Raw genomic sequence first — 26,620 nt, forward strand, 5'->3', positions numbered from 1 at the left:
AGTGATGGAACGCGGACCGGGCCAGGACCAACCCGTCGACGACCGTGACCGTCACGCAGATGTCCTGATCAGGCGCCTCCACCAGGCTTCGAGAGGCGACCGAACCATGGAGGTACAGGGTTCCCGCCCTGTCCGGCCCCTCCGGATCCAGGCCGAACACGGTCGGGAGCACACGTGGCACGTTCCCCACCAGTACCCCCATATGACAGAGGCGAGCCGATCGGAGCACGTCGAGCAACGCCGTCCGCTCCGACTGCGCACGCTGCCGACCTCGGACCACGGTGGTTCTGGATGTTGGGGACAGAAGTGTTTCGTCGGCCGTCATGCCACCAGAGTGCCGCCCCGTTGGCTCACTGTCATGGTCTAATAGGGAGCAATAACGCTAGGCCACTTTCTGCCATGAACAGGTGACGCACGATGACCTTGCCGCCGAATGCCCTGTCGATCGCGATAGATCGAGCCGACCACCGCACGTTGCCCGTTCAGGTAGCCGACGGTATCCGGGCGGCAATCGATCGCGGCGAGCTCGAGCCCGGCGTCCGATTGCCAAGTACCAGAGCACTTTCCGTCGAAATGGGTCTGGCTCGTGCGGTGGCGGAGAAGGCGTACGAGCAGCTCGTCGCCGAAGGATGGCTGGAGGCACGTCGCGGATCCGGCAACTACGTCCGAGATGTTCCGCATGCCGTTCGGTCGGACCACAGGCTGCACCGAGCACAGGAAGGCCCACCCACTACGCAGCGCATTTCGCTGCGCCCCGGAATACCGTGGACTCCGCCTCGCGCATCCGATGCGTGGAAGCGGGCATGGCGAGACGTCGGTGGCTCTCCCCCACCGGGCGACTATCCCGATCCGGCCGGCTCACTCGACTTGCGGATGCGCATTGCCGACTTGCTCGGCCGTGCTCGCGGGCTGCACACCACCGCGGATTCGATCGTCGTCACCACGGGCAGCATTCACGGTCTGGACCTGGCACTGGGTTCCCTCTCTGTAAACGTCGGCGTCGAACATGTTCTCGCACTGGAGAATCCGGGATACCGGGCTGCTGCTGCCCTCGCTACACACCGCGGGTGGTCCGTTCACGACATCCCCGTCGACCGCGAGGGCCTCGTCGTCGACGAGCTCGAATCGGTTCCTCACGGCACCCCGGCCGTTTACGTCACTCCCTCACACCAATACCCCACCGGCGGACTCATGCCCATCGGTCGTCGGCGCGCCCTGGCGGACTGGGCACGAAGCACCGGAACCACCATAATCGAGGACGACTACGATTCCGAATTCCGTTACGGCATAGCACCTTTGACGACGGTCACCGAGCTCGTTCCGGACCGTGCCGCCTACCTGGGAACGGTATCGAAGACGCTGGGTGCCGGCGTACGCCTCGGATGGATGGTGGCTCCCCCGTCGATGGTCGAGCGCATCACCGACACACGTCGCGCCATCGGCGACTTCCCGTCGGTTCCCGTCCAGCAGGCCATGACCTCGCTGTTGCGGGACGGCGAATGGGACCGGTCCGTACGCACAGCACGTCGGATCTATCGGGCACGTGACCGCGTCGTCGCCGCTGCGCTGGCGCCATTCGGCGAACTTCGGGGCGTCGGTGCCGGGCTGCACACGGTGCTCGTGCTCGACGCAGACGTTGCACGCGATATTGCAGCCGACTGCGCGGACAACGGGGTCGATCTGCCGACACTCGCACATTCGACGCGATCGCCGACCACCGATGGTGGCATCGTCATCGGCTACGGGTCGGTGGCGGACGATCGATTCGAGCGCGCGCTCCGGGTGCTGGTCGACGCTCTCGAGAAGAGGTCGGTCAGCTGACCCGCTCTATGCTCCCGCCGAGAGCGGTCAGGTTTTCCACGAATCGCGGATAGCCCCTGTCGATGTGGAACACGTCGTGCACTTCGGTCGTACCGTCCGCCACCAGCCCGGCCAGGACCAGCCCGGCCCCAGCTCGAATGTCCGAAGACCACACCGGCGCACTGGAAAGTTGGGGAACACCGCGAACCACAGCATGGTGGCCATCGGTACGCGCATCAGCGCCCAGTCGGATCATCTCCTCGACGAACCGGAAGCGTGCCTCGAACACGTTCTCGGTGATCATCGACGTCCCGTCGGCGACGGTCGCGAGCCCGATAGCCATCGGTTGCAGATCCGTCGGAAACCCGGGGTACGGCAACGTCGCAAAGTTCACTGCTCGCGGCCGTTCGTGCTGAACGACGCGGAAGCCGTCCGGTTCGCTGGTCACCTCGGCACCCGCAGACCGCAGCTTGTCCAGTACGAGCGAGAGATGTTTCGGGTTGACCCCACGCACTCGAACGTCCCCGCGCGTCATCGCGGCCGCGATTCCCCACGTAGCAGCGACAATTCGGTCGCCGATGACGCGATGAGTCGTCGGCTTCAACGCGCTGACACCCCGGATGGTGAGGGTCGAGGTGCCTGCGCCCCGGACATCGGCACCCATCTCGTTGAGCATGTTGCACACGTCGACGATGTCCGGTTCGCGGGCCGCGTTGTCGATCACGGTCTCACCGGTAGCGAGCACAGCCGCCATCAGGATGTTTTCCGTCGCTCCCACAGAGGGGAAAGCCAACCTGATGTTCGCGCCGCGCAACTCGTCGGCTTCCGCAACGACGCATCCGTGTTGAATTTCGCTGCGCGCCCCCAGCAACTGCAGTCCGGACTGGTGCATATCCAGCGGACGCGACCCGATGGCGTCTCCGCCCGGCAATGCCACCACCGCTCGCTTGCACCGCGCGACGAGAGGGCCGAGGACACAGACCGACGCTCGGAACTGGCGAACAGCCGCGAAATCGGCGTGGTATTTCGGCATGGCCGGGGTCGTGATGTGGACGACCGAGCCGTCGAGCTCCACCTCGCACCCGAGTCCGCGCAGCACCTCCGCCATCAGCGGAACATCCAGGATGTCGGGGCAGTTGGTGATCGTGCTGGTTCCCTCGGCGAGCAGGGCCGCGGCCATCAGCTTGAGGACGCTGTTCTTCGCACCACCGACCGCCACCTCACCCACGAGGCGATTACCACCGTTGACCAAAAAGCGTTCACTCACTTCGACAGCGTAGCCAGCGGTACCGACCGGCACCCGCGCGGTACCGTAGCCGCATGGCCGTTCACCTCACGCGCATCTACACCCGGACCGGCGACGACGGGACCACGGGATTGAGCGATTTCTCGAGGGTCTCCAAGAACGACGAGCGGCTGATCGCCTACGCAGATTGCGACGAGACCAACGCGAACCTCGGAGTCGCACTGGCACTGGGAAATCCGAGTGAAGCCGTGCGAACCGTCATCCGGACCGTTCAGAGCGATCTGTTCGACGCCGGTGCCGATCTGTCGACGCCTGTCGTCGACAATCCGGAATACCCACCGCTGAGGATCGATCAGAGTTATGTCGACCGCCTCGAAGCCTGGTGCGACGAATTCAACGACGAGCTACCGGCGTTGACGTCGTTCATCCTGCCCGGCGGAACACCTCTGGGAGCGCTGCTGCACGTCGCGCGCACCGTGGCTCGGCGCGCGGAGCGGTCGGCCTGGGCAGCGGTCCACGCCTCCCCGGAAACCACGAGCGATCTACCGGCCAAGTACCTCAACAGGCTCTCGGATCTGCTGTTCATCCTGAGCAGGTACGCAAACCCGGAGGGCGACGTGCAGTGGGTACCCGGAGCGAGCCGCTCGACAGGTACCGATACCGACTGATTTCTGGCAAGCGACTCGTTCAGGCCGCCGGCCGACGGCGGCGCGAGCGCCCCGACGGGCGTGACTCCACCCAGGACAGGAAAGCGGTCAACGCACTTCTGTCCAGTGCCATTTCGTACTTCTTGCCGTTGTCCGACAACTCCAGCACAGCGATGTCCGGAGTCATGATGTCGAACTCGGTGTCGCGGGGGGCCCGTCGGTCCCCCACCTGAACGTCCTGTCTACCGAGCCGATGATCGGGCCCGGGCCGCAGACTGGACAGTTTGAAGAACACCAACGTGTTGTCGCCGTACCGAATGATGCCGTGTCGCCAACCGGCACCGCCCTCGGACGGCAGCACGCGCATGATCGCTGCCGTACCACCTCGCCGCAGCACTGCAAGACGGTACGCAAAAGCCGCGACGAGCCCTGCGAGCAGCACAACCAGAATGATCAGAGCAATCAATCCGGAGTGCATCGCAGGTCTCGTCGCGGCTTCTCGTGAACCTAGGACCGCTCGACAGCGCGGATACGTCCCTTGGCCACCGCAATGGCCTCGAGGTCGTCGCCGTTCTCTGCCACTACAGCCCGTGCCGATTCGACATCGATGTCATCGGCGAAATCGGCGGACTCCGCCAGCACTGTGACGGTCTTACCCGTCACCGACAGGAAGCCACCGTGCACCGCAGCGATGATCTTCTCGCCGTCGGTCGTCGTGATCGACACCGTGCCCGCCTCGACCAGCTGGCCGAGGACAGGCTCGTGGCCGGCCATGATGCCGATCTCACCTTCGGTGGTCTGAGCACTGACGATGGTCGCAGTACCGGACCACAGCTTCTGCTCCACAGCGACCAGGGAGACCTCCATGCCGCTCTTCTCGGAAGAAGTCACGTCGGTCTACTTTCCGGCCATCTTCTTCGCGGCTGCCTCGACGTCGTCGAGACCACCACAGCTGTTGAAGGCCTGCTCGGGAAGGTGGTCGTACTCACCCTTGGTGACCTTGTCGAACGCCTCGATGGTGTCCGAGAGGGACACGACCGAACCGGCCTCGCCGGTGAACTTCTCGGCAACGATGAAGTTCTGGCCGAGGAACTTCTGCAGACGGCGTGCGCGGCCGACCAGAACCTTGTCCTCTTCCTGAAGCTCGTCCATACCGAGGATGGCGATGATGTCCTGCAGCTCCTTGTACTTCTGCAGGATTCGCTTGACCTCGTTGGCGACGCGGAAGTGCTCGGCACCGACGATGCCGGGCTCGAGGATGCGCGAGGTCGAGCTCAGCGGGTCCACAGCGGGGTAGATACCCATCTGCGAAATCGGACGCGACAGTTCGGTCGTCGCATCGAGGTGCGCGAACGTCGTGGCCGGAGCCGGGTCGGTGTAGTCGTCGGCGGGGACGTAGATCGCCTGCAGCGAGGTGATCGAGCGGCCACGGGTCGAGGTGATGCGCTCCTGGAGCTCACCCATCTCGTCCGCCAGCGTGGGCTGGTAACCGACGGCCGACGGCATACGACCGAGAAGGGTCGACACCTCCGAACCTGCCTGCGTGAAGCGGAAGATGTTGTCGATGAACAGCAGCACGTCCTGGCCCTGCACATCGCGGAAGTACTCCGCCATGGTCAGTGCCGACAACGCCACGCGCATACGCGTGCCGGGCGGCTCGTCCATCTGTCCGAAGACGAGGGCGGTGTCCTGGAGGACGCCCATCTCTTCCATCTCGAGGTGAAGGTCGGTGCCTTCACGAGTACGCTCGCCGACTCCTGCGAACACCGAGGTGCCCGAGAACTCGCGTGCGATACGGGTGATCATTTCCTGGATCAGCACGGTCTTGCCGACACCGGCACCACCGAACAGACCGATCTTTCCGCCCTTGACGTACGGCGTCAGCAGGTCGATGACCTTGATGCCGGTCTCGAGGATCTCGGTCTTGCCCTCGAGCTGATCGAAGGCTGGTGGCTTGCGGTGGATGCCCCACTGCTCGCCGTCGCGGCCGAGTCCGGGGGTGTCAAGGCAGTCACCGAGGGCGTTGAACACGTGGCCCTTGACGACATCACCGACGGGAACCGAGATCGGCTTGCCGGAGTCGACGACAGCCGTGCCACGGACGAGGCCGTCGGTGGGCTGCATCGAGATGGTGCGAACCAAGTTGTCACCGAGGTGCTGTGCAACCTCGAGCGTCAGGGTCTTGGCCACGGTCGGCAGAGTGATCTCTGCGTTGAGGGCGTTGAACAGTGCGGGAATCGAGCCGCGCGGGAACTCGACGTCCACAACGGGGCCGATGACCCGAACGACACGGCCGGACTGTGTGTCCGCTCCGCTCGCGTTCTCTTGGGCTACTGCTGCGGTCATTGCTTAGTCACTTCCTGCGCTGTCGGCCAACGCGTTGGCGCCACCGACGATTTCGCTGATTTCCTGGGTGATCTGGGCCTGCCGAGCCTGGTTGGCCTGACGGCTCAAGGTCTCGACCAATTCGTTCGCGTTGTCCGTCGCTGCCTTCATGGCGGTACGACGCGCCGCGGACTCCGACGCTGCTGCATCGAGCAACGACGCGTAGATCCTGGTGCTGATGTACTTGGGCAGCAGCGCCGAGAGCAGAGTGCCTGCCTCCGGCTCGAACTCGTACTGTGCCTGCACATCCGCGGTCGGTGAGTCGGTCAACGCGTCCGCACCCATCTCGAATTCCTCGTCGGTGTACGAGATTTCGAGTGGTGCCATCCGGCGAACTTCGGGCTTCTGCGTGAGCATCGACACGAAGCGGGTGTAGACGATGTGCAACTCGTCCACGCCCTCGACGGTGCCTTCACCGTTGGGAGCCTCCACCTCGGTGCCCGAACCCGCCATGAACAGCTCGACCAGATGCTTACTGGCCTTCGCTGCATCGGCGTATCCAGGTTCCTGCGAGAAGCCCGTCCAGGCACCCTTCACGTCCCGCTCACGGAACGTGTAGTAGCCCAGGCCTTTTGCGCCGAGCACGTAGATGACCGGGTCCTTGCCCTCGGAGCGCAGGAGCTGGAAGAGCTCCTCCGTTTCCTTGAGGACGTTGGAGTTGTAGCCACCGCACATACCGCGGTCACTGGTCACGACCAGGACTGCAGCACGCTTGGGCTCGGGTCGCTCGTTGAGCAACGGGTGATCGAGCGAGCTCGATGCACTCGCCAGTGCGGAGAGCACCTTCGTGATCTCTTCCGCGTACGGCTTCGATGCGGCAACGCGGGCCTGCGCCTTGGTGATTCGCGAAGTTGCGATCAACTCTTGCGCTTTGGTGATCTTCTTCGTCGAGTTGACCGACTTGATACGGGAGCGAAGCTCGAGAATGCTTGCCATCTAGCTGTTCACGCTCCCTTCTGTGCTCGTCATGTCACCTGTCATCGCCGGCCTACTTGCTGACTGTCTTGCGGGTGACGTTGACCTGCTCCTGGCTGACCTCGTCGGCGTTCAGAGTGTCTGCCTCGGCCTCGTTGACGACGCGGTTGCCGTCCGAGTCCACGAAGCCGGCCTTGAACTTCTCGGTCGCTTCGGTCAGTGCCTTCTGGTTGTCCTCGTCGAGAGCCTTGCCACCGGCAATGCTGTCGTAGACGCCGCTTGCGTTGCGGTGCAGATCTTCGAGCAGCTCGGTCTCGAAGCGGCGAACATCGCCGACCGGAACGGAGTCGTACGTGCCCTGGCCTGCGAGCCAGATCGAGACGATCTGGTCTTCGACGGCCACCGGTGCGTACTGATCCTGCTTGAGCAGCTCCACCAGTCGAGCGCCGCGCTCGAGCTGCGCCTTGGACGCTGCATCGAGGTCGGACGCGAACGCCGAGAAGGCTTCGAGCTCACGGAACTGAGCAAGCTCGAGACGAAGGGATCCGGAGACCTTCTTCATGCCCTTGGTCTGCGCAGCGCCGCCGACTCGGGAAACCGAGATACCGACGTTGATGGCGGGACGGACGCCCTTGTTGAAGAGGTCCGATTCCAGGAAGACCTGGCCGTCGGTGATGGAGATGACGTTGGTCGGGATGTACGCGGAGACGTCGTTGGCCTTGGTCTCGATGATCGGCAGTGCCGTCAACGATCCGCCACCGAGCTCGTCGGACAGCTTCGCCGAACGCTCCAGCAAGCGGGAGTGCAAGTAGAAGACGTCACCGGGGTATGCCTCGCGGCCCGGCGGGCGACGCAGCAGCAGCGAAATCGCGCGGTACGCCTCGGCCTGCTTGGTCAGGTCGTCGAACACGATGAGGACGTGCTTGCCCTGGTACATCCAGTGCTGGCCGATGGCCGAGCCGGTGTACGGAGCGAGCCACTTGAAGCCGGCCGAGTCGGACGCGGGTGCGGCGACGATCGTGGTGTATTCGAGTGCGCCCTGCTCTTCGAGTGCAGCCTTGACGCCTGCGATCGTGGAGCCCTTCTGGCCGATGGCGACGTAGATGCAGCGAACCTGCTTCTTGTCGTCGCCGCTCTCCCAGTTGGCCTTCTGGTTCAGGATCGCGTCGATGCAGACCGCAGTCTTGCCGGTCTTGCGGTCGCCGATGATGAGCTGACGCTGGCCGCGGCCGATCGGGGTCATGGCGTCGATCGCCTTGATGCCGGTCTGCAGCGGCTCCTCGACGGGCTGGCGCTCGAGCACCGAGGCAGCCTGCAATTCGAGGGCGCGGGTCTCGGAGGACTCGATGTCGCCGAGGCCGTCGATGGGCTTGCCCAGCGGGTCCACGACGCGACCGAGGTAGCCGTCGCCCACGGGGACCGACAGCACGTCTCCGGTGCGCTTGACTTCCTGGCCTTCTTCGATGTGCTCGTAGTCACCGAGGATGACGGCACCGATTTCGGTGGCATCCAGGTTCAACGCGACACCGAGGACTCCGCCCGGGAACTCCAGGAGTTCGTTGGACATCGCCGACGGCAATCCGGACACGTGAGCGATTCCGTCGCTCGTGTCCGTAACCGTGCCGACCTCCTCGCGGGAAGACTCCGGTGAGTAGCTCGCGGTGAAGTTATCGATCGCGCTACGGATCTCGTCGGAGGAGATCGTCAGCTCCGCCATAGTGTTTCCTGCTCTTCCTTCGAATGATCGCGGTATGAAAAGCCTCGAATGCCGAGGCAATTCTTCTCGTTACTGTGTCCGTGTCGGACTATTTGAGCGTCTTTCGCAATGCAGCGAGGCGGCCTGCCCCGCTACCGTCGATGACCTCGTCGCCGATACGAACGACAAGTCCGCTGAGCAGTTCGGTATCGACCTCTACGTGCACCGTGACCTGCTTGCCGTACGTGCGGGTCAAGGTCGCGGTCAGCTTTTCGAGCTGACTGTCGCTCAGTGGGGCTGCGCTGCGTACGTGTGCAACTGCGCGGTCGCGCTGTTCGGCGGCCAGATCTGCCAGTCCGTTCAGAACGTCGGCGGGTGCCGCCTTCCGTGGACGCGTGACGGCCTGCACCGCGAGCGCCTCGGTGACCGCGGTGACCTTGCCGTAGAGCAGACGACCCAGCAGTTCGCGCTTGGCCTGTGCCGGCTTGGAGCGATCCGACAATGCCTGCTCGAGCTGCGGGTTGGCAGCCACGATGCGGCCGAGCCGGAACAGCTCGTCCTCGACCGTGTCCAGCTGGTCCTGATCGGCAGCAGCGCGGAGCAGAGCTTCGCGTCCCAACTCGACCAGCGAGTTCAGCAGGTCACGGGCGGTGGACCAGCTTTCGCCGGCCGCAGCCTTGACGATGGTCGCCGTTGCGCTCGACACCTGGCCGGAGAAGACCTCTCCGGCCAGAGCGCTTCGTCGATCGCCCTCGACCGAGGAGTCGGCGAGAGCGGTACGCAACGTGCGCTGCGCGTCGAGAGTCTCGACGACGGCGAACAACTCGGCACCGGTCTGAGCGGCGACGGCCGTTGCCTCGCCGCCCGACGCGGACCCCAGAGCTTCGTGGGCGACCGACCGTGTGCGGGCGAGCGCCTCACGAGAAGTTGCGTACATGGTTCGACTCACTTTCCTGATGCGGAGTCCGCGGTGACGGAATCCAGCTCGTTGAGGAAGCGATCGATCGAACTGGAACGCTTCGCGTCATCGGAGAGCTGCTCTCCGATGACCTTCTCGGCGAGTTCGACGGCCGTACGTCCGAGGTCGCCACGAAGTTCGGTGACGATCTGCTGACGCTGAGCAACGAGCTGACTGTGGCCTGCGGCCACGATCCGATCGCTCTCTTCCTGCGCCTTTTCCTTCATCTCGGCGAGAATCGCCTGTCCCTGGGTGCGCGCTTCCTCGCGGATCTGCGCAGCCTCGGAACGGGCGTCGGCGAGCTGAGCGTGGTACTGCTCGAGAGCAGCCTTCGCCTCTGCCTGTGCCTGCTCGGCCTTCTTGATTCCGCCTTCGATGAGCTCGGAACGCTCGGAGAGGACCGTCTGGAAACGCGGTACGACGTACTTCCAGAACAGGAAGCCGATGATCACGACACAGACGATCGACCAAACGATGTCGTATGTTGCGGGCAGCAGCGGGTTCTGGGATTCCTCCCCCTCCGCCCCGGCTGCGAGCAGCGTTATCGCGTTTGTCATCGCGCTCTCAGAGAATGAAGCCGGCGACGAGGCCGATCAGGGCGAGGGACTCGGTGAATGCAATGCCGAGGAACATGGTCGTACGGAGCTGACCGGCCAGCTCGGGCTGGCGAGCGGTTGCTTCCATGTTCTTGGCGACGACGAGGCCGAGGCCGATGCCACCACCGATCGCTGCGAGGCCGTAGCCGATGGCGCCGTATCCGTTTGCGGTGATTTCCTGCGCCTGGGCCAGAACTTCAAGGCTCATTCGGTTTTCCGTTCCCTTTCTTCGGTCCACATCCGGGTGTCGGAGGTGGCGGTGTAGCTAGTTCGGTCTGTTGGTCGGTCAGTGCGAGTCGGCGTGCAGCGACAGATCGATGTAGATCGCCGTCAGCAGCGCGAAGATGTATGCCTGCAGGAAGATCACGAGCATCTCGAACATCGTGAACAGGAAGCCCATGATGAGCGAGGGTGCGGCGAAGATCTTCAGGCCGGCAGAGGCCTCGAAGAGGAAGAACTGCGTGGCGCTGAAGAACAGCACGAGCATGATGTGACCGGCGAGCATGTTGGCCAGCAGACGCACCGTCAACGTGAACGGGCGAAGCACGAAGTTCGAGATGAACTCGAGCGGGATCAGCAGCACGTGCATGGCCTTCGGAATGCCCGGGATCACGATCGTGCCCTTGACGAACTTGGCTGCACCGAACTTCTTCACACCGGCGTAGACGAACGCGATGTACGCGACTGCGGCCAACACGATCGGCAGACCGATGCGGGCGTTGGCCGAGATGTTCAGGAACGGTATGACCGCGCTGAGATTCACCGCGAAGACCGTGAAGAAGATCGTCATGATGACGGGCAGGAAGCGGCGTCCCTGTTCCTTGCCGAGGACATCCTCGGCCACGTGGATCCGGACGAAGTCGAGAGCGATCTCGGCGACGTTCTGGATTCCGCGAGGAACGATCTTGGGGCTGCGCAGAGCGATCAGCATGAAGACGATCAGCAGAGCCGACATCAGGATGCGGATGAGCATCAGCCGGTCGAGCTCGAACGGGGTTCCCTCGAACAGCACCGCGGGAGGAAAGAAATCGGATAGTGACGGCGGATGGAACTCCGCAGCCAGAGTGGTGACGCTCAGCGGTCTCTCCCGTGTTCGGGCCGCAACCGAGTAACGGCTGCGGTTCGATCGGACAATGACGATCTATCAAGTCGACGAAAATCGGCTCGCAATCGTCAGAGGCTGAGGCCCGGTCTTCATCGGCCAAGCGTCTGTCGGGTGTCGGCGACTCACGTCGACTCGGCAACTCTCAGGGCGAAACCCTACGTTGCCGAAGTCTGTGACTCCGGGCCTACTGTAAGGAAGCTCACGCTGATGGTTACCTGCGGGGGTCCAGTCCGGGGAAAAAGTCTCTTTCGTCCCGGTCTTGCCCATCGCTTGATGCAAACTTTATCAACAGAACTACGACGTTGTGTAGGCGGCCCTCAGCTTAACCGATTACGACAGCTTGTCGTACTACGACTTGTCGGGGTTCCCGTCGGCAGGAACGCTGTCGACGTAGCCCACCTTCGTCTTGACGACACCGAACACCTCCGCGCCCAGGACCACCACCAGAGCCCCCAGAATGGTCAGCCCGAGCGAATACCGGTTGTAGAAGTCCGCATCCTTGAGTGCCACGAGCACGATCAGCGCGATGACCATCTTGACCAACCACCCACCGAGCAACAGCGCTCCGACCGCCGACGCGGGAAACCGTGTGGTCAGAGCCACCGACAGCGCGGTCGTGATGACGAACCCGCCCCCGATGGCCACTCCGATGATCGATCCCCACAATCCTGGAGTTCCCGCAGCAGCAACCGAGATCCCCACGCTCACCACCGTCAGTACCACCAGGCCGATGAGGCCGTAGCGGACCGCGGCACGAAGCGGTGCGAATTGGTCGGGCATGGGCTGCGGGGTGAAGGTCACAGTTGTCGAGAGTACCCAGTGGCACCCGGTTGCCGGCACCAGCCGGGACACGACCGAAGAACCACCGAGCCGATCAGCGGCGTCGGACACCCCGGCGTTCGGATCCGGGTGATCGATCCACCCGCAGAGTGGGCACAGCCGTGACGACGAGCGCGAACACCAGACCGGCAGCGACGAGGAGCACCACGATGCGCCGGTCGAGTAGCGAGGATCCGACCGCACCGAACGCGAGCACACCGACCCAGAGGTAGATCACCAGGACCACCCGTCGATGCGAGTGACCGATCTGCAGGAGTCGGTGATGGAGATGCATCTTGTCGGGGCTGAACGGACTTCGCCCGGCCCGAGTGCGGCGAACGACGGCGAGCAACAGATCGAGTATCGGAATGAGCATCACGGCCCCGACCAACAGGAGCGGCGACAACAGACCCAGCAGATCGCGTGGACCGTAGGCCGTCAACGGAATGCGGCCCGAGGCACTCGTCGAGATCGTGGCCAGTGTCAACCCGATCAACATGGACCCCGAATCGCCCATGAAGATGCGCGCCGGTTGAAAATTGTGCGGCAGAAATCCCAGGCAGGCACCGGCCAGCGCCGCCGCGATCAGGGCAGGAGGGTAGACGCCGACGTCGCCTCCCTGTTCCTGCAGCAGGCCCACCGAAAAGATGCAGATCGCGACCGACGAAATGAGGCCGAGTCCGGCTGCGAGCCCGTCGAGGCCGTCGACGAAGTTCATCGCGTTGACGATGACGACGGTGATCAGAACGGTCACCAGTCCGGCCTGAAGTTGGTCGAGCACCAGGGTGCTGCCCGGTTGGCCGGGCTCGCCGCCCCAAGGCTGGTACAGCACGACCCAGCTCACACCCATGATGACCAGGACGCCGGCCGCCGTCACCTGGCCGACGAACTTCGTCAGTGCGTCCAGACCCCAACGGTCGTCGATGACGCCGACCAACACGATCACGAAGCCTGCGACCAGCGCAGCCGGAATGTCGCGGTTGTAGGCGACATCGAATCCGCGGGCCAACGCGGGCAGCTGCGAGGCGAACAGCAGCGCAGCGAGCATGCCGGCGTAGATGCCCACTCCCCCGAGTCGGGGGGTGGCCTGTACGTGGACGTCACGATCACGAGGAATGGCGACTGCGCCGAACTTGATCGCGGCCACTCGAACGCCACCGGTGGCGAAGAACGTGACGACAGCGGCCGTCAGGAAAACAAGCAGCAGCTCGCGGATCGGAACGCCTGCGCCCAGATTCGACTGGGCAAGCACCTCGACGCTCATGCGGAACGGACGGGCATGTCAGGACGCTCCTGGGACCAGGCTTTCGGCGGTGACACCGAGAACCTCGGCAATCTGCTCCGTGGGAATGGCACCGACCCGCAGGATTCGTGCGTGCTCACCGGTCAGGTCCACGATGGTGGAAGCCACCGCGTGGTCGGCCGGCCCCCCGTCGAGATAAACCGCTGCAGATCCACCGAGTTGTTCTCGCGCCTGCGTCACCGTGGTGGCGGGCGGACTTCCCGAAATATTCGCACTGGACACCGCCAGCGGACCTACTTCACGAAGAAGCTCGAGCGCGACCGGGTGCAGCGGCATCCGGAGCATGACGGTTCCCTGAGCATCACCCAGATCCCACGCCAGCGACGGTGCCTGCTGGACCACGATGCTCAATGCGCCGGGCCAGAAGGCTCGAATCAGATCTCGGGTCCGCGGCCGGACGCTCTGCACCAGGCCGTCGATCGTGTTCCACGAACCGACGAGGACCGGGACCGGCATATCGCGTCCCCGCCCCTTGGCGCGCAGCAGGTCGGTGACCGCGCTGCCGTCGAACGCGTCGGCGGCGATCCCGTAGAGCGTGTCGGTGGGCATCACGACGAGTCGACCGGATTTGAGGGCACCGCGCGCTGCGGTCAATCCGGCAGCCCGCGCATCGGCTTCACGGCAGTCGTAGACGGTACTCACTCCGCCTATCCTTCCACCTTCGGTAACGAAGTGATGTCAGGTGCCGCCGGCTTGCCGCCTTGCCGCTCAGGCAGAGGGCGGCGTCGCCCGTGCCGCCACGACGAAGCGGGGGCGGCCGGCCAGGTCCGGATGCTCGGTGACCTGGGTGAAGACTCGTCGCCGAGACAACAGGGCAGCGACGCCCTCCCCGTTCGAGTCGTCGTGCTCGATGGCGACTCCGCCGCCGACACGTAGCCACCGCGCGATGTTGCCGATCATCGGCTCGATGACCGACAACCCGTCCTCGCCGCCGAAGAGCGCGATGTGCGGATCGTGGTCGAGTACTTCCGGATCGAGCTCGGCCCCGTCCGGAATGTACGGCGGGTTCGCGACGATCATGTCCACCGAGCCGTCGAGGTCGGTCAACAGCTCCCGAGAAGTGACGTCTCCGTGATGCAACGTGATCGGCGAATCACCCTGCTCGGCACGCAGATCCGCGTTGCGCCGGGCCCACGCCAACGCCGATGGATCGAGCTCGACGGCGTGCACGACGGCATCCGGGCGTGCGTTCGCGATGGCCAGCGCCAGCGCGCCCGACCCCGTGCACAGGTCCAGCACCACGGGCGGGTGATGGCCGACGTTCTCGAGAAAAGCGAGCGCCCACGCCAGCAGCAACTCGGTTTCGGGACGTGGAACGAACACCCCGGGACCCACCTCGACATCGATGTTTCCCAATGACGTCGTTCCCGTGATGTATTGCAGGGGAATACGTTTCGCGCGCTGCTCGACTGTTCGGAAGTACGCCTCGACGAGCTCGGGCTCCACCAACGGCACCAACCCCAGCCGACCGCGATCGACTCCGACGAGGTGCGCGGCGAGTAGCTCCGCATCCACCCGAGGGCTCGGCACACCGGCGGCCTCGAGCATCGACGTCGCTTCGAGGATGGCTAGGCGTAACGGCTTGCGGCTCACTTGTACAGACTGCCACGGCGGTCCGACACCGGACTCACAGCCGCCCCAGCAACTCCGACTTCTTGGCGAAGAACTCGTCGTCGGTCAGAAATCCCTTCGCATGCAGACCGGCGAGCGCCTCGATCGCAGCGGTGATGTCCGAGATGTCGACACCGGTGTGAGCAGGTGAACCCGACTGCGCAGACGCGAAATTCTGTGCCGCCGGCTGCGGCTGCTGCGACGAAGGCATGTTCTGCGGTGGCGCGTCGGCGGACCGTTGGTCGACGCGCGGCAGACTCGCCGCGGTGAACGTGCCGTACTGGCTGGTGAACTCCACCGAACCCGGACCCCCACCCTGCTGCTGTTGCACTCCCCCGATGGAGTGATCGAGGGTGTCGTACACCGCCAATTCCCCTCCCACGAGGACAGCGAGGCGACGAGATCCCGGAAACACCGCGTACTGCGATCCGTTCTGGCCACCGCTCGAACTCGGCGAACCCAGATCCGACGGCCACCACGAGCCCCCGCCGAAGGAAGTGCCGCCGAACGATCCCGTACCGGCATCTCTCGGCGGATAGACCTGATGCTGCGCCAACACGGCGGACAGATCGCGGCACAAACCGTCGACCCGACTCTTCAGGCCGTAATCGAACATGTTGCCCACCATCGTCATACCGCCGCGCATCCACTGCCCACTGCCGCCGAGCTCGGGAATGTTGAACTGCGCCATGGTGCCGCGGCCGTTGTTGACGGCGTCGAGCATGGTGCGGACGGCGTCGGTGGACACCCCGTAGCGGGAGGCGAGTTCGGTGACGGCGTTCTCGCCTGCGGGGGTCAAGGCCTGATTCATCTCGGGTGTGCCTTTCGTGGCGCGCGGGCGGGTCGAATCCGATCGCCAGGGTAGCTCGAGATTCGTTCGATCAGCAGCGTGAGAACCGAAAACGGTTGCCGCGCAATTACTCTGCTTGCATACGTGCGTCGCGGTCTGCCTTGGCGAGCGCGTCGAGCAGTGCATCCATGTCACCGTCGAGCAGAGCGTCGAGGTTGTGCGCTTTGAATCCGATGCGGTGATCGGTGATGCGATTCTCGGGGTAGTTGTACGTCCTGATCCGCTCCGAGCGGTCGACGGTACGCACCTGGCTGGCTCGGCCGGCCGAGGCCTCTTCGTTGGCTGCTTCCTCAGCGGCCGCCTGCAGACGCGCCGCCAGCACCTGCATCGCACGTGCCTTGTTCTGCAACTGCGATCGCTCGTTCTGACAGGTGACGACGATGCCGGTGGGCAAATGGGTGATGCGGACAGCGGAGTCGGTGGTGTTGACACCCTGACCGCCCTTGCCGGACGAGCGGTAGACGTCGATGCGCAGATCGGTTTCGTCGATCTGCACTTCCTCGACCTCGTCGGGTTCCGGATACACCAGAATGCCGGCCGCGGAGGTATGCACGCGTCCCTGCGATTCGGTGACCGGCACCCGCTGCACGCGATGGACGCCACCCTCGAACTTCAGCCGCGCCCAGACGCCGTCGAGCGGATCCTTGGTCTTGATCGACAACGTCGCGTCCTTGTAGCCACCCAGGTCCGAGACGTTCGCGTCGAGAACCTCGACTCGCCAGCCGCGGCGTTCGGCGTAGCGCACGTACATCCGCGCCAGATCGGCCGCGAAGAGCGCCGATTCCTCGCCGCCCTCACCCGACTTGACCTCCATCACGATGTCGTCGCCATCGTGCGGGTCGCGTGGTGCCAGCAGATCGGTCAGCGTCTGTTCGAGGTGCAGAACCGTTGCCTCGAGCTCGGGAATCTCTGCGGCGAACGACGAATCGTCGGCGGCGAGTTCACGTGCGGCTTCGAGGTCGTCCTGAGCGGCGGTCAACTTGGTGTGCGCCGACATGATCGGTGCCAGCTCGGCGAACCTCTTGCCTGCCCTGCGCGCTGCGGACGGGTCGTTGTGCAGGGCGGGGTCGGCCAGTTGCTGCTCGAGGCCGGAGTGTTCGGCGAGGATGTCGTCGATGGCCGAAGGCTTGTCTGTTCTCGCCATGGTGACGACTCACTCTCCGAACGGGTGAAACCGGGTGTGGACACAAAAAAGCCGACGCCCGCCCTGTAGTTCACAGGACGGGCGTCGGCGAAACAGCTAGCTGTCTGCGTCGGCCTTCTTGCCGGCGCGCTTGCCGTAGCGAGCCTCGAAGCGAGCGACGCGACCGCCGGTGTCGAGAATCTTCTGCTTGCCGGTGTAGAAGGGGTGGCACTGCGAGCAGACCTCGACGCTGATGCGCTCTTTGTCGGTGGTGCTTCGGGTCTCGAAAGTATTGCCGCAACCACAGACGACTGTCGTCAGTGTGTAGTCGGGGTGAATTCCTGCCTTCATGGTGTCCTTACCGTTCTTTGTAATGGTCGCCGGGTCGCCTTCGCTGATCGAAGACGTGAACCGGAACCGGACTCGGCCGTTGATTATGCCAGAGCGTGTATCTGCCCTGCTAATCGTCGGTACTTCTGTGCCGACAGATGCTTACAACGCGGGCACCTGCCCTCTTGTTCCCCGGACCCTCGGACCCGGGGAACACGGGATCAATCGTTGATGCCGCCGGGAGCTGTCTTCGACACTTCCATCAGGAATTCGAGGTTGTTCCTGCTCTTCTTCAGGCGATCGACCAGCAGGTCGATGGCCTGATGCGAGTCGAGACCGGACAACACGCGACGCAGCTTGTGCACCACGGCCGCCTCGTCCGGAGCGAGAAGAAGCTCGTCGTGACGGGTGCTGGACGGGTTGATGTCCACCGCGGGGAACACCCGACGCTCGGCGATCTTGCGATCGAGCTTGAGCTCGGCGTTACCGGTTCCCTTGAACTCCTCGAAGATCACGGTGTCGCCGGTGGATCCGGTCTCGACCATGGCCGTGGCGATGATCGTCAGCGATCCACCGTGCTCGATGTTTCGTGCCGCGCCGAGGAATCGCTTGGGCGGGTACAGCGCGGTCGAGTCGACACCACCGGAGAGGATGCGGCCCGAAGCAGGCGAGCTGTTGTTGTACGCGCGGCCCAGTCGAGTGATCGAATCGAGCAGGACAACGACGTCCTGGCCGGCCTCGACCAGACGCTTGGCACGCTCGATCGCCAGCTCGGCGACCGCCGTGTGGTCACCCGGCGGGCGGTCGAAGGTCGAGGCGATGACCTCGCCCTTGACCGAGCGCTGCATGTCGGTCACTTCCTCGGGACGCTCGTCGACGAGGATGACCATCAGGTAGCACTCGGGGTTGTTGATGGCGATCGCGTTGGCGATGGCCTGCAGAACGCTCGTCTTACCGGCCTTCGGGGGGCTGACGATCAACGCGCGCTGACCCTTACCGATGGGCATCACCAGGTCGATGATGCGCGTGGTCAGGATGTTCTGCTGGGTCTCGAGGCGCAGCCGCTGGTTGGGGTACAGCGGGGTGAGCTTGCCGAACTCCGGACGCTTGCGCGCGGCCTCGACCTCTCCCCCGTTGACGGTATCCAGACGCACCAGCGGGTTGAACTTCTGGCGCTGACCCGACTGCTCACCTTCACGCGCCACCCGAACGGCACCGGTGACGGCGTCGCCGCGGCGAAGGCCATTCTTGCGCACCAGGTTCATCGACACGTAGACGTCGTTCGGTCCGGCCAGGTAACCCGAGGTCCGAACGAACGCGTAGTTGTCGAGAACGTCGAGAATGCCGGCTACCGGCTGGAGAACATCGTCCTCGCGGATCTCGGTGTCGCGCTCGCGACCGCCGCCGCCCTCGTTGCCCTCGCCGCGGTCGCGTCCACGACGACGCTCGCGGAACCGTCGACCCCTGCGACCGCGGCCTTCGCCGTCGTCGTCCTGGTTGTTGTCACGGTTGTCGCGCGGGCCGTTGTTGCGGTCCTCGTTGCGATTGTCGTTTCGGTTGTCGTTGCGGCCGTCGCCTTGATTGCGATTGCGTCCGCCACGGTCGTTCTGATTGCGGTTGCCGTTCTCACGGTTGGAGTCGCGGTTCGAGTTGTCCCGGTCGCCCTGGTTGCGGCCCGCATTGTCGCGATTGCCGCCGTCCCGGTCGCCCTGGTTGCGGTCGCCCTGGTTGCGGTCGTTCTGGTTGCGGTTGCCGTTGTCGGTGTCACGCGGTTCGCGCTCGGCACCGTCCTGGCGGTTGCGCTCGCCGCGGCTACGACGTGGGCGCTCCGCTGCGGCGTTCTCGCCGGAATCGTCCTGCTTGTCGGTGGTCTCCGCTGCAGCGGTCGACTCCGCGGTAGCGGGGGCCGATGCGGCCGTGTCGCCGCTGCCGTCCAGTGGCAACTGGTCGGGCGCACCTGCGCGGCGACCCGCGGCGCGGCGGCCCCGGGTGCGACGTCCGGCCTCGGGTGCTGCGTCCGACGTGTCGGCAGCCGTCGCAGGCTCGGGAGCAGTGTCGACTGCGGGTCGTTCGTCGGCAACCGGTGCCGACGCAGCAGCGCGTCGAGCCTTGGGAGCGTCGGCCTTCGGTGCATCGCTCTTCGGCGCATCGGACTTCGGCGCAGCGGACTTGGCCGGCGCGGTGCCCGATTGATGCTCGGTGATGGCCGCGATCAGATCGCCCTTGCGCATGCCGGAGATGCTCTTAATGCCGAGTTCGCCAGCGAGGCTGCGTAGCTCGGTGAGAACCATTCCGGACAGGCCGGCGCGACGGCGTGACGTTTCGGGCGCAGAGATGAGTTCCGTATCGGTCACGGAGGTCCTTTCCTTCCCTCGCTCGCTCGATGCGCAGCCGAGGGTTCGTTCCGCAGCTCGGCTTTCTGCCGAACTCGGATATTGCCGTTCATGTTCGACGCACTCCGCCGACGACACCATCGGTCCGAGACCGCAGCGAACTACGGGAAGGACCGAGCCAGGAGCGTCACATCACTCGGACGTTCTGAACTCCCCCGAATACAGTGACCTGATTGCCCTGACGAAACCGGCGTCTGAAGCGCACGATGTACGGACAGGGTTCACCATAGCGTCGTTGTCCTCGCTCGGCAAGAACCCTATTCGGTGTCGCTCATGCGACAGTGACTCCGTCGGCCACCTCGAGGTCGAGAACTCGCCATCCCTCAGCCAGCGCAGCGTCGCGCAGATCGGCCGGGAATTCTTCGGTGCACAGGGCCATGACGGTAGGGCCTGCTCCCGACACCACTGCGGCGATCGAGCGGGCGCGCAAAGTCGCGATCCACCGGGTGGTGTCGGGCAGCGCCTGTGCCCGCTGGCCCTGATGCAGTAGATCCTCGGTGGCAGCCATCAGCAGATCCGGACGCTCGGTCAATGCGACGACGGCGAGCGCACTGCGACTGACGTTGAAGGCGGCGTCGCGGTGCGGCACCAACTCCGGCAGCAATCCCCGTGTGTGCGAGGTCGAGGAGCGCTCGGACGGCACGAGCACGACGACCTTGATGCTGGGATGTACGTCCAGGCGCACGGCGGCGTACTTGCGTGCCGTCACACTGGCATTGGGCGGTTCGCTCCACGACACGACGGCACCGCCGAGGCAACTCGCCGACGCGTTGTCGGGGTGCCCCTCGAACTCGGACGACAACTGCACCAACTGACTGTCCGACAACGACAGCGCAGGGTCCACTTTCGACGCGAGTGCATTGGCCGCGGCGAGCCCGCCGACCACGGCCGAGGCCGAGGATCCGAGACCTCTCGAATGCGGAATGACGTTGCGGCAGTGGACATTCAATCCATCCGCCCATACTCCGGCCGCTTCCAGACCCCGTTCGATGGCCCGCACGACCAGGTGCGTCGGTCCCCACGGAACGTCCGCCGAACCCTCACCGTCGACGTGGATCGACAGGCCCGACGCCGTGGTCGTGACCTCGATCTCGTCGTACAACCCCAAAGCCATTCCGAGACTGTCGAATCCGGGGCCGATGTTGGCACTGGAGGCCGGCACACGCGCGGTCACCGTGAGCCCGATGGGAAGCGTCTTCGTCATTGCCGGAGATTCCGTCAACTCAGGCCAGCTCGAGCGCAGCCGCAACAGCGACGGGATCGACCGAAATCGGTTCCACGACAGGCATTCCCGACAGCGCAGTGTCGGGATCCTTGAGACCGTTACCGGTCACCGTGCAGACAACGGTCAGGCCCGGCTCCAGCCAGCCTTCCTTTCGAGCCGCCAACAGACCGGCGACGCTGGCCGCGGAGGCCGGTTCGACGAACACGCCCTCGGTCCTCGCGATCAACCGGTACGCCTCGAGGATCTCCTCGTCGGTCGCGGCCCGGAATGCTCCGTTCGATTCTTCCTTGGCATTGACGGCACCGTTCCAGGATGCGGGTGAGCCGATCCGGATTGCGGTCGCGATCGTTTCCGGGTCCTTCACGGGCGCACCGTGAACCAGAGGAGCGGCACCCGCGGCCTGCACGCCGAGCATGCGCGGCTTGCGGGTGGTGAGGCCGTCGCGGAAGTACTCGGAGTACCCGCGCCAGTACGCGGTGATGTTGCCCGCGTTGCCGACAGGCAGAGCATGGATGTCGGGTGCATCGCCGAGGGCGTCGCAGATCTCGAACGCCGCGGTCTTCTGCCCCTCGATACGCACGGGGTTGACGGAGTTGACCAGACCGATCGTCGGGAACTCGGCCGTGGTCTTGCGCGCCAGTTCGAGGCAGTCGTCGAAGTTGCCCTGGACCTGAATGATCTTCGCGCCGTGCATGACTGCCTGAGCCAGCTTGCCCATGGCGATCTTGCCCTGCGGAACCAGTACGGCACAGGACATGCCGGCCTTGGCCGCGTAGGCCGCAGCGGACGCCGAGGTGTTGCCGGTGGACGCGCACAGCACTGCTTCTTGCCCACGGGCGAGCGCGTCGGTGACGGCCATGGTCATGCCGCGGTCCTTGAACGAGCCGGTGGGGTTGAGTCCCTCGACCTTCAGGTGCACTGTGCAGCCGGTCAATTCGGACAGGTGCCCGGCGGGCAGCAGCGGGGTGCCGCCCTCGCGCAGGGTGACGGTCTTCCAGTCGGGACCGATCGCCAGACGCGAGCGGTACGCCTCGATCAGACCGGGCCAGGGGGTGTGGACGCTCATACTGTGGTGCCTTCCAATCTGAGAACGCTGGCGACGTGGACGACCACGTCCAACTGCTCGAGGGATGCAACGGTGTCGGACAGTGCGGAATCGGCCGCGAGGTGCGTGACCACGACGAGCCTGGCCCCGTCACCCGCGCCGTGCTGGCGCACGGTGGAGATACTGACGTCGCGCTTGGAGAATTCGGCGGCCACGGTAGCGAGAACGCCGGGCTTGTCGGCCACCTGCATGCTGACGTAGTACCGGGTGAGGATGTCACCCATCGGGGCCACCTTGAGCTTGGCGTACTTGGACTCGAGTGGGCCGCGGCCTCCGTAGAACTTGTTGCGCGCGGCCATCACCAGGTCGCCGAGCACGGCGGACGCCGTCGGCGCGCCGCCCGCACCCTGGCCGTAGAACATCAACCGGCCTGCGGCCTCGGCCTCGACGACGACGGCGTTGAACGCGCCGTTCACCGACGCCAACGGGTGATCGAGCGGAACGAGTGCCGGGTAGACCCGGGCCGAGATGCGCTCCTTGCCCTTGGGCGTGGTGATGCGCTCGCAGATGGCCAGCAATTTGATGGTGCAGTCCAGAGACTTCGCGGTCTCGAGGTCGTCTGCAGTGATCTTGCTGATGCCCTCGCGGTAGACGTCGCCGGCCGTGACCCGAGTGTGGAACGCGATCGAGGCGAGGATGGCCGCCTTGGACGCGGCGTCGTAGCCCTCGACATCGGCGGTCGGATCGGCCTCGGCGTATCCCAATCGCCCTGCCTCGGCGAGGGTTTCGGCGTAGTCCGCACCGGTCTCGTCCATGGCCGAGAGGATGAAGTTGGTGGTGCCGTTGACGATGCCCGCGACCTTGTTCACGCGGTCGCCTGCCAACGACTGCATCAACGGCCGCACCACCGGAATGGCTCCGGCGACAGCTGCCTCGAAATACAGGTCGGCACGCGACTTCTCGGCCGCGTCGGCCAACTCTCCGGTGTATTCGGCGAGCAGGGCCTTGTTCGCAGTGATGACGGACTTGCCGTTCTCGAGCGCCGACAACACCAGCTTGCGTGGGATGTCGATACCGCCGAGCACCTCGACGACGATGTCCACGTCGTCGCGACCGACCAATTCGGCCGGGTCGTCGGTGAGCAGTTCGGCCGGTACTCCGCGATCGCCGTCGATCCGACGTACCGCGATTCCCCGAATCTCCAGTGGCGCACCGATTCTGGCCTCGAAGTCCGCTGCATTCTCGGTGAGGATCCGGACGACCTCGCTACCGACGTTTCCGAGTCCGAGTACGGCGACGCCTATCGGCTTCGATGTCATGGCTGAACCTCCAAGCTGAGCAGATCTTCGATGGTTTCCCGCCGCAGGATCAGGCGCGAACGCCCGTCCTTGACCGCGACCACAGCGGGCCGCGTCAGCAGGTTGTAGCGGCTGGACATGGAGTAGCAATAAGCGCCGGTGGCTGCGACGGCGAGCAGATCACCGGGCCCGACGTCGGCCGGCATCCACGTGTTCTTGATGACGATATCGCCACTCTCACAGTGCTTTCCGACCACGCGAGCCATCACGGCGTCGGCGCCGCTGGTACGCGAGACCAAGCGGCAGTCGTACTCGGCCTGATACAGCGACGTACGAATGTTGTCGCTCATACCGCCGTCGACACTGATGTACCGCCTGCGAGTGGCGTTGTCGACGGTGACGTCCTTGACGGTGCCCACCTCGTAGAGCGTCACGGTGCCCGGACCGGCGATGGCTCGACCCGGCTCGACGGCGATGGTCGGAACCGGCAAACCGGCCGCGGCCGACTCCGTCTCGACGATGCTCGCCAGCTTGGCCGCCAATTGGTCGACGGGCGGCGGATCGTCACTCGGTACGTACGAAATACCCATGCCGCCACCGAGATCGAGCGTCGAGATCTGCGAGGTCTTGTCCACGCCGAACTCGGCAACGATGTCGCGCAGCAGCCCGATGACCTTGTGCGCAGCCAGCTCGAAACCGTCGACCTCGAAGATCTGCGAGCCGATGTGACTGTGCAGCCCCACGAGACGAAGGTTGTCTGCGGCGAACACCCGACGGACGGCTTCGATCGCCGAGCCGTCGGCGAGCGAGAAGCCGAACTTCTGATCCTCGTGGGCGGTCGCGATGAACTCGTGCGTGTGTGCCTCGACGCCGACGGTGATGCGAATCAGCACGTCCTGCACCACACCGGCCGAACCGGCCACGGCGTCGAGACGGTCGATCTCGATATTGGAGTCGAGAACGACGTGCTCGACTCCGGCACTCACTCCGGCCTCGAGCTCGGCCACGGATTTGTTGTTGCCGTGCATCGCAATTCGATCCGCCGGGAATCCGGCAGCCAGGGCGATGGCCAGCTCACCGCCCGAGCAGATGTCGAGCGAGAGACCCTCGTCGGCCACCCAACGAGCGATCTCGCCACACAGAAATGCCTTGGAGGCGTAGTGAACTCGTTCGGGTGCCCCGAACGCAGCGGCCATCTCGCGGCAGCGTGCGCGGAAGTCGTCCTCGTCCACGACGAACAGTGGGGTGCCGTACTGCGCCGCGAGGTCGGTGACCGACACCCCAGCGAGCCGAACCGTGCCGTCGTCGCCGCGTGCCGCGTTGCGTGGCCACACCTGTTCGGGAAGCGTCGTCATGTCCGACGCGGCGCTCGGACGCTCGGACATCGACTGCTTGGCTGGGGCATCGGCGTGCTTGGGCCCTGCCGGATGTGCGCTCACATGCGCTCCGGTGCGCTGACACCGAGCAGTTCGAGGCCGTTGGCCAGAACCTGCCGGGTTGCGTTGCCCAATGCCAGTCGTGCGGTGTTCACAGGTCCGGGCTCCTCGTCTCCTTGGGGAAGTACTCGACACGCGCCGTAGAACCGGTGGTAGGCCCCCGCCAGTTCTTCGAGGTAGCGGGCGATCCGGTGTGGTTCGCGTAGTTCGGCGGCACTGGCCACCACCCGCGGGTACTCGCCGATCGTCCTGATCAACTCGCCCTCCTGCTCGTGCGTCAGCAGGCTCAGATCGGGATCGTCGCCCGAGATCCCCAGTTCGGCGGCATTGCGCGCGAGCGATGCCAACCGGGCGTGGGCGTACTGGACGTAGTACACCGGGTTCTCGTTGCTGGCGCTGGCCCACAGGGCGAGGTCGATGTCGATGCTCGAGTCGACGGACGACCGGACCATGACGTAGCGCGACGCGTCGACGCCGATGGCTTCGACCAGATCGTCGAGCGTGATGACGGTGCCTGCCCGCTTGCTCATCTTCACCGCGACGCCGTCTCGAACGAGGTTGACCATCTGCCCGATCAGAACCTCGACGGTCTCGGGGTCGTCGCCGAATGCAGCGGCGGCGGCCTTGAGTCGACCGATGTAACCGTGGTGGTCTGCTCCGAGCATGTAGATGCACAGGTCGAAACCGCGCTGCCGCTTGTTCTGGAAGTACGCGATGTCGCCTGCAATGTAGGCAGCATTACCGTCGCTCTTGATGACGACGCGATCCTTGTCGTCGCCGTACTCGGTGGACCGAAGCCACCATGCACCGTCTTCCTCGTACAGGCTCCCCGAGCCCTTGAGGTAGTCGACCGATTTTTCGACGGCACCGGACTCGAAGAGTGAGTTCTCGTGGAAGTAGACGTCGAAATCGACACCGAATTCGTGCAGGTTCGCCTTGATGCGGTCGAACATCAGCTGGGTACCGATCGACCGGAAGGTCTCGTCCTGCGCCTCGGGTGCCAGCGCCAGCGCTTCGGGCTCCTTCGCCAGCACCTGCTGTGCGATCTCGGCGATGTACTCGCCCGCATAGCCGTTCTCCGGTGCCGGCTCTCCCTTGGCCGCGGCGATGAGCGACCGGCTGAAGCGATCGATCTGAGCGCCGTGATCGTTGAAGTAGTACTCGCGAGTGACCTCGGCTCCGTGCGCGGTCAGGATGCGTCCGAGGGCATCACCGACGGCAGCCCATCGGGTTCCACCGAGGTGCACCGGTCCGGTGGGGTTGGCCGAGACGAACTCGAGGTTGACCTTCTTGCCTGCCATCGAGGATCCGTTGCCGAACTCGGCACCGGCGGCCAGCACGCGGGCAACGATCTCGCCCTGCGCTGCGGCAGCCAGCCTGATGTTCAGAAAGCCGGGGCCTGCGACGTCTGCACTGGCGATCGCGGCGTCGGCCGCGAGTGCCTCGGCGAGCCAGCCGGCGAAATCACGGGGATTGGCTCCGGCCTTCTTCGCCACCTGCAGCGCCACGTTGGTGGCGTAGTCACCGTGCTCGGGATTGCGGGGACGCTCGACCGTGAGCTTCGCAGGGAGAACGGATGCGTCCAGGCCGCGGTCGGCAAGCACCTTGGCGGCGGTCGCGTGAAGCAATTCGGCAAGATCGGCGGGAGTCACAGGTAGCCATCCTATTGGCTGGTGTGCGGCATACTCGCATCCACTGCCCGTCCGAGCGCGGGGCCACCTGGCCGATGCGGTCCACACGGGCTCTGAGCACGCTCTCAGACAGAGAACGTACAGTAGGGGCGCTCTGCGCGGACGACCGTCGAGCACGGCCGTCACCAGCAGATACGTACCACGAGCG

Annotated in this window: 26 protein-coding genes (1 of these 26 only partly in view); 2 read left to right on the forward strand and 24 right to left on the reverse strand. The window is 64.9% G+C overall.

All coding sequences use genetic code 11. The features are described 5' to 3' along the window. On the reverse strand, positions 1–325 hold the start of the coding sequence (locus VF34_RS03900; RefSeq protein WP_045840888.1) for a pyridoxamine 5'-phosphate oxidase family protein. Its footprint begins 359 nt before the window's first position; only the first 325 of its 684 coding nucleotides appear in the window; its start codon is at positions 323–325; the stop codon falls past the left edge of the window. Positions 326–417: 92 nt separating this feature from the next. On the opposite strand from VF34_RS03900, the gene pdxR reads away from it, so the two are divergent. Then, positions 418–1,821, forward strand: a complete 1,404-nt coding sequence (gene pdxR, locus VF34_RS03905) for a MocR-like pyridoxine biosynthesis transcription factor PdxR (RefSeq protein WP_231578184.1) — start codon at positions 418–420, stop codon at positions 1,819–1,821. Here pdxR and murA read toward each other — a convergent pair. Next, complete coding sequence (murA, locus tag VF34_RS03910; RefSeq protein WP_027497895.1) at positions 1,814–3,067, reverse strand: UDP-N-acetylglucosamine 1-carboxyvinyltransferase; 1,254 nt, start codon at positions 3,065–3,067, stop codon at positions 1,814–1,816. The two genes, pdxR and murA, sit on opposite strands and share 8 nt — an antisense overlap. Before the next feature lie 53 nt (positions 3,068–3,120). Between murA and VF34_RS03915 the strand changes: the two genes are divergently transcribed. Next, a complete protein-coding gene (locus tag VF34_RS03915) occupies positions 3,121–3,714 on the forward strand; it encodes a cob(I)yrinic acid a,c-diamide adenosyltransferase (protein ID WP_045840889.1) in 594 nt (197 codons plus the stop codon). Positions 3,715–3,733: 19 nt separating this feature from the next. Here VF34_RS03915 and VF34_RS03920 read toward each other — a convergent pair whose 3' ends face one another. The 22 genes from VF34_RS03920 to argS form a co-directional block, all read right to left on the reverse strand. Next, entirely contained in the window at positions 3,734–4,171 is a 438-nt protein-coding gene (locus tag VF34_RS03920; RefSeq protein WP_027497897.1) for a DUF2550 domain-containing protein, read from the reverse strand. A 29-nt stretch (positions 4,172–4,200) separates the two neighbouring features. Next, on the reverse strand, positions 4,201–4,560 hold the full coding sequence (locus VF34_RS03925) for a F0F1 ATP synthase subunit epsilon (RefSeq protein ID WP_027497898.1): 360 nt from the start codon (positions 4,558–4,560) through the stop codon (positions 4,201–4,203). Positions 4,561–4,590: 30 nt separating this feature from the next. Beyond that, complete coding sequence (gene atpD / locus VF34_RS03930; RefSeq protein WP_027497899.1) at positions 4,591–6,039, reverse strand: F0F1 ATP synthase subunit beta; 1,449 nt, start codon at positions 6,037–6,039, stop codon at positions 4,591–4,593. Between the two features lie 3 nt (positions 6,040–6,042). Continuing rightward, positions 6,043–7,014, reverse strand: coding sequence for a F0F1 ATP synthase subunit gamma (locus VF34_RS03935; protein ID WP_032383690.1), 972 nt, complete (start codon positions 7,012–7,014; stop codon positions 6,043–6,045). A 52-nt stretch (positions 7,015–7,066) separates the two neighbouring features. Continuing rightward, a complete protein-coding gene (gene atpA / locus VF34_RS03940) occupies positions 7,067–8,710 on the reverse strand; it encodes a F0F1 ATP synthase subunit alpha (protein WP_027497901.1) in 1,644 nt (547 codons plus the stop codon). An 88-nt stretch (positions 8,711–8,798) separates the two neighbouring features. Next, positions 8,799–9,626 (reverse strand): F0F1 ATP synthase subunit delta, encoded by an 828-nt coding sequence (locus VF34_RS03945; RefSeq protein ID WP_027497902.1) that lies wholly within the window; start codon positions 9,624–9,626, stop codon positions 8,799–8,801. Positions 9,627–9,634: 8 nt separating this feature from the next. Continuing rightward, the gene (locus tag VF34_RS03950) at positions 9,635–10,204 is read right to left on the reverse strand and encodes a F0F1 ATP synthase subunit B (RefSeq protein ID WP_027497903.1); all 570 of its coding nucleotides are present in this window, start codon (positions 10,202–10,204) and stop codon (positions 9,635–9,637) included. Positions 10,205–10,211: 7 nt separating this feature from the next. Further along, positions 10,212–10,451 carry an ATP synthase F0 subunit C gene (locus VF34_RS03955; protein ID WP_027497904.1) on the reverse strand — a complete coding sequence of 80 codons (240 nt, stop codon included), beginning with the start codon at positions 10,449–10,451 and terminating at the stop codon, positions 10,212–10,214. Positions 10,452–10,529: 78 nt separating this feature from the next. After that, positions 10,530–11,255: a F0F1 ATP synthase subunit A gene (gene atpB / locus VF34_RS03960; protein ID WP_027497905.1), complete on the reverse strand. Its 726-nt coding sequence runs from the start codon at positions 11,253–11,255 to the stop codon at positions 10,530–10,532. A gap of 441 nt (positions 11,256–11,696) precedes the next feature. Next, the gene (locus tag VF34_RS03965; protein ID WP_045840958.1) at positions 11,697–12,128 is read right to left on the reverse strand and encodes a Cg1360 family ATP-synthase-associated protein; all 432 of its coding nucleotides are present in this window, start codon (positions 12,126–12,128) and stop codon (positions 11,697–11,699) included. 94 nt (positions 12,129–12,222) lie between these two features. After that, the gene (locus tag VF34_RS03970; RefSeq protein ID WP_027497907.1) at positions 12,223–13,431 is read right to left on the reverse strand and encodes a glycosyltransferase family 4 protein; all 1,209 of its coding nucleotides are present in this window, start codon (positions 13,429–13,431) and stop codon (positions 12,223–12,225) included. Positions 13,432–13,449: 18 nt separating this feature from the next. After that, the gene (locus tag VF34_RS03975; RefSeq protein ID WP_027497908.1) at positions 13,450–14,112 is read right to left on the reverse strand and encodes an L-threonylcarbamoyladenylate synthase; all 663 of its coding nucleotides are present in this window, start codon (positions 14,110–14,112) and stop codon (positions 13,450–13,452) included. A gap of 66 nt (positions 14,113–14,178) precedes the next feature. Then, entirely contained in the window at positions 14,179–15,063 is an 885-nt protein-coding gene (gene prmC / locus VF34_RS03980; RefSeq protein ID WP_027497909.1) for a peptide chain release factor N(5)-glutamine methyltransferase, read from the reverse strand. A gap of 34 nt (positions 15,064–15,097) precedes the next feature. Beyond that, a complete protein-coding gene (locus VF34_RS03985) occupies positions 15,098–15,892 on the reverse strand; it encodes an SHOCT domain-containing protein (protein WP_045840890.1) in 795 nt (264 codons plus the stop codon). 106 nt (positions 15,893–15,998) lie between these two features. Further along, the gene (gene prfA, locus VF34_RS03990) at positions 15,999–17,075 is read right to left on the reverse strand and encodes a peptide chain release factor 1 (RefSeq protein ID WP_027497911.1); all 1,077 of its coding nucleotides are present in this window, start codon (positions 17,073–17,075) and stop codon (positions 15,999–16,001) included. Between the two features lie 96 nt (positions 17,076–17,171). Then, positions 17,172–17,405 (reverse strand): 50S ribosomal protein L31, encoded by a 234-nt coding sequence (gene rpmE, locus VF34_RS03995; RefSeq protein ID WP_008715081.1) that lies wholly within the window; start codon positions 17,403–17,405, stop codon positions 17,172–17,174. Positions 17,406–17,605: 200 nt separating this feature from the next. Next, on the reverse strand, positions 17,606–19,738 hold the full coding sequence (rho, locus tag VF34_RS04000) for a transcription termination factor Rho (protein ID WP_231578185.1): 2,133 nt from the start codon (positions 19,736–19,738) through the stop codon (positions 17,606–17,608). 310 nt (positions 19,739–20,048) lie between these two features. Next, positions 20,049–20,981: a homoserine kinase gene (thrB, locus tag VF34_RS04005; RefSeq protein ID WP_032365577.1), complete on the reverse strand. Its 933-nt coding sequence runs from the start codon at positions 20,979–20,981 to the stop codon at positions 20,049–20,051. Between the two features lie 19 nt (positions 20,982–21,000). Next, complete coding sequence (thrC, locus tag VF34_RS04010) at positions 21,001–22,068, reverse strand: threonine synthase (RefSeq protein ID WP_045840891.1); 1,068 nt, start codon at positions 22,066–22,068, stop codon at positions 21,001–21,003. Beyond that, positions 22,065–23,366, reverse strand: coding sequence for a homoserine dehydrogenase (locus VF34_RS04015; RefSeq protein ID WP_032368776.1), 1,302 nt, complete (start codon positions 23,364–23,366; stop codon positions 22,065–22,067). The genes thrC and VF34_RS04015 overlap by 4 nt, the downstream gene beginning before the upstream one ends. Next, entirely contained in the window at positions 23,363–24,784 is a 1,422-nt protein-coding gene (lysA, locus tag VF34_RS04020; protein ID WP_045840892.1) for a diaminopimelate decarboxylase, read from the reverse strand. The genes VF34_RS04015 and lysA overlap by 4 nt, the downstream gene beginning before the upstream one ends. Beyond that, positions 24,781–26,433 carry an arginine--tRNA ligase gene (argS, locus tag VF34_RS04025; protein ID WP_032385058.1) on the reverse strand — a complete coding sequence of 551 codons (1,653 nt, stop codon included), beginning with the start codon at positions 26,431–26,433 and terminating at the stop codon, positions 24,781–24,783. The genes lysA and argS overlap by 4 nt, the downstream gene beginning before the upstream one ends. Positions 26,434–26,620 lie beyond the last annotated feature (187 nt).

Source organism: Rhodococcus sp. PML026, from assembly GCF_000963615.1.
Lineage (GTDB): Bacteria > Actinomycetota > Actinomycetes > Mycobacteriales > Mycobacteriaceae > Rhodococcoides > Rhodococcoides fascians.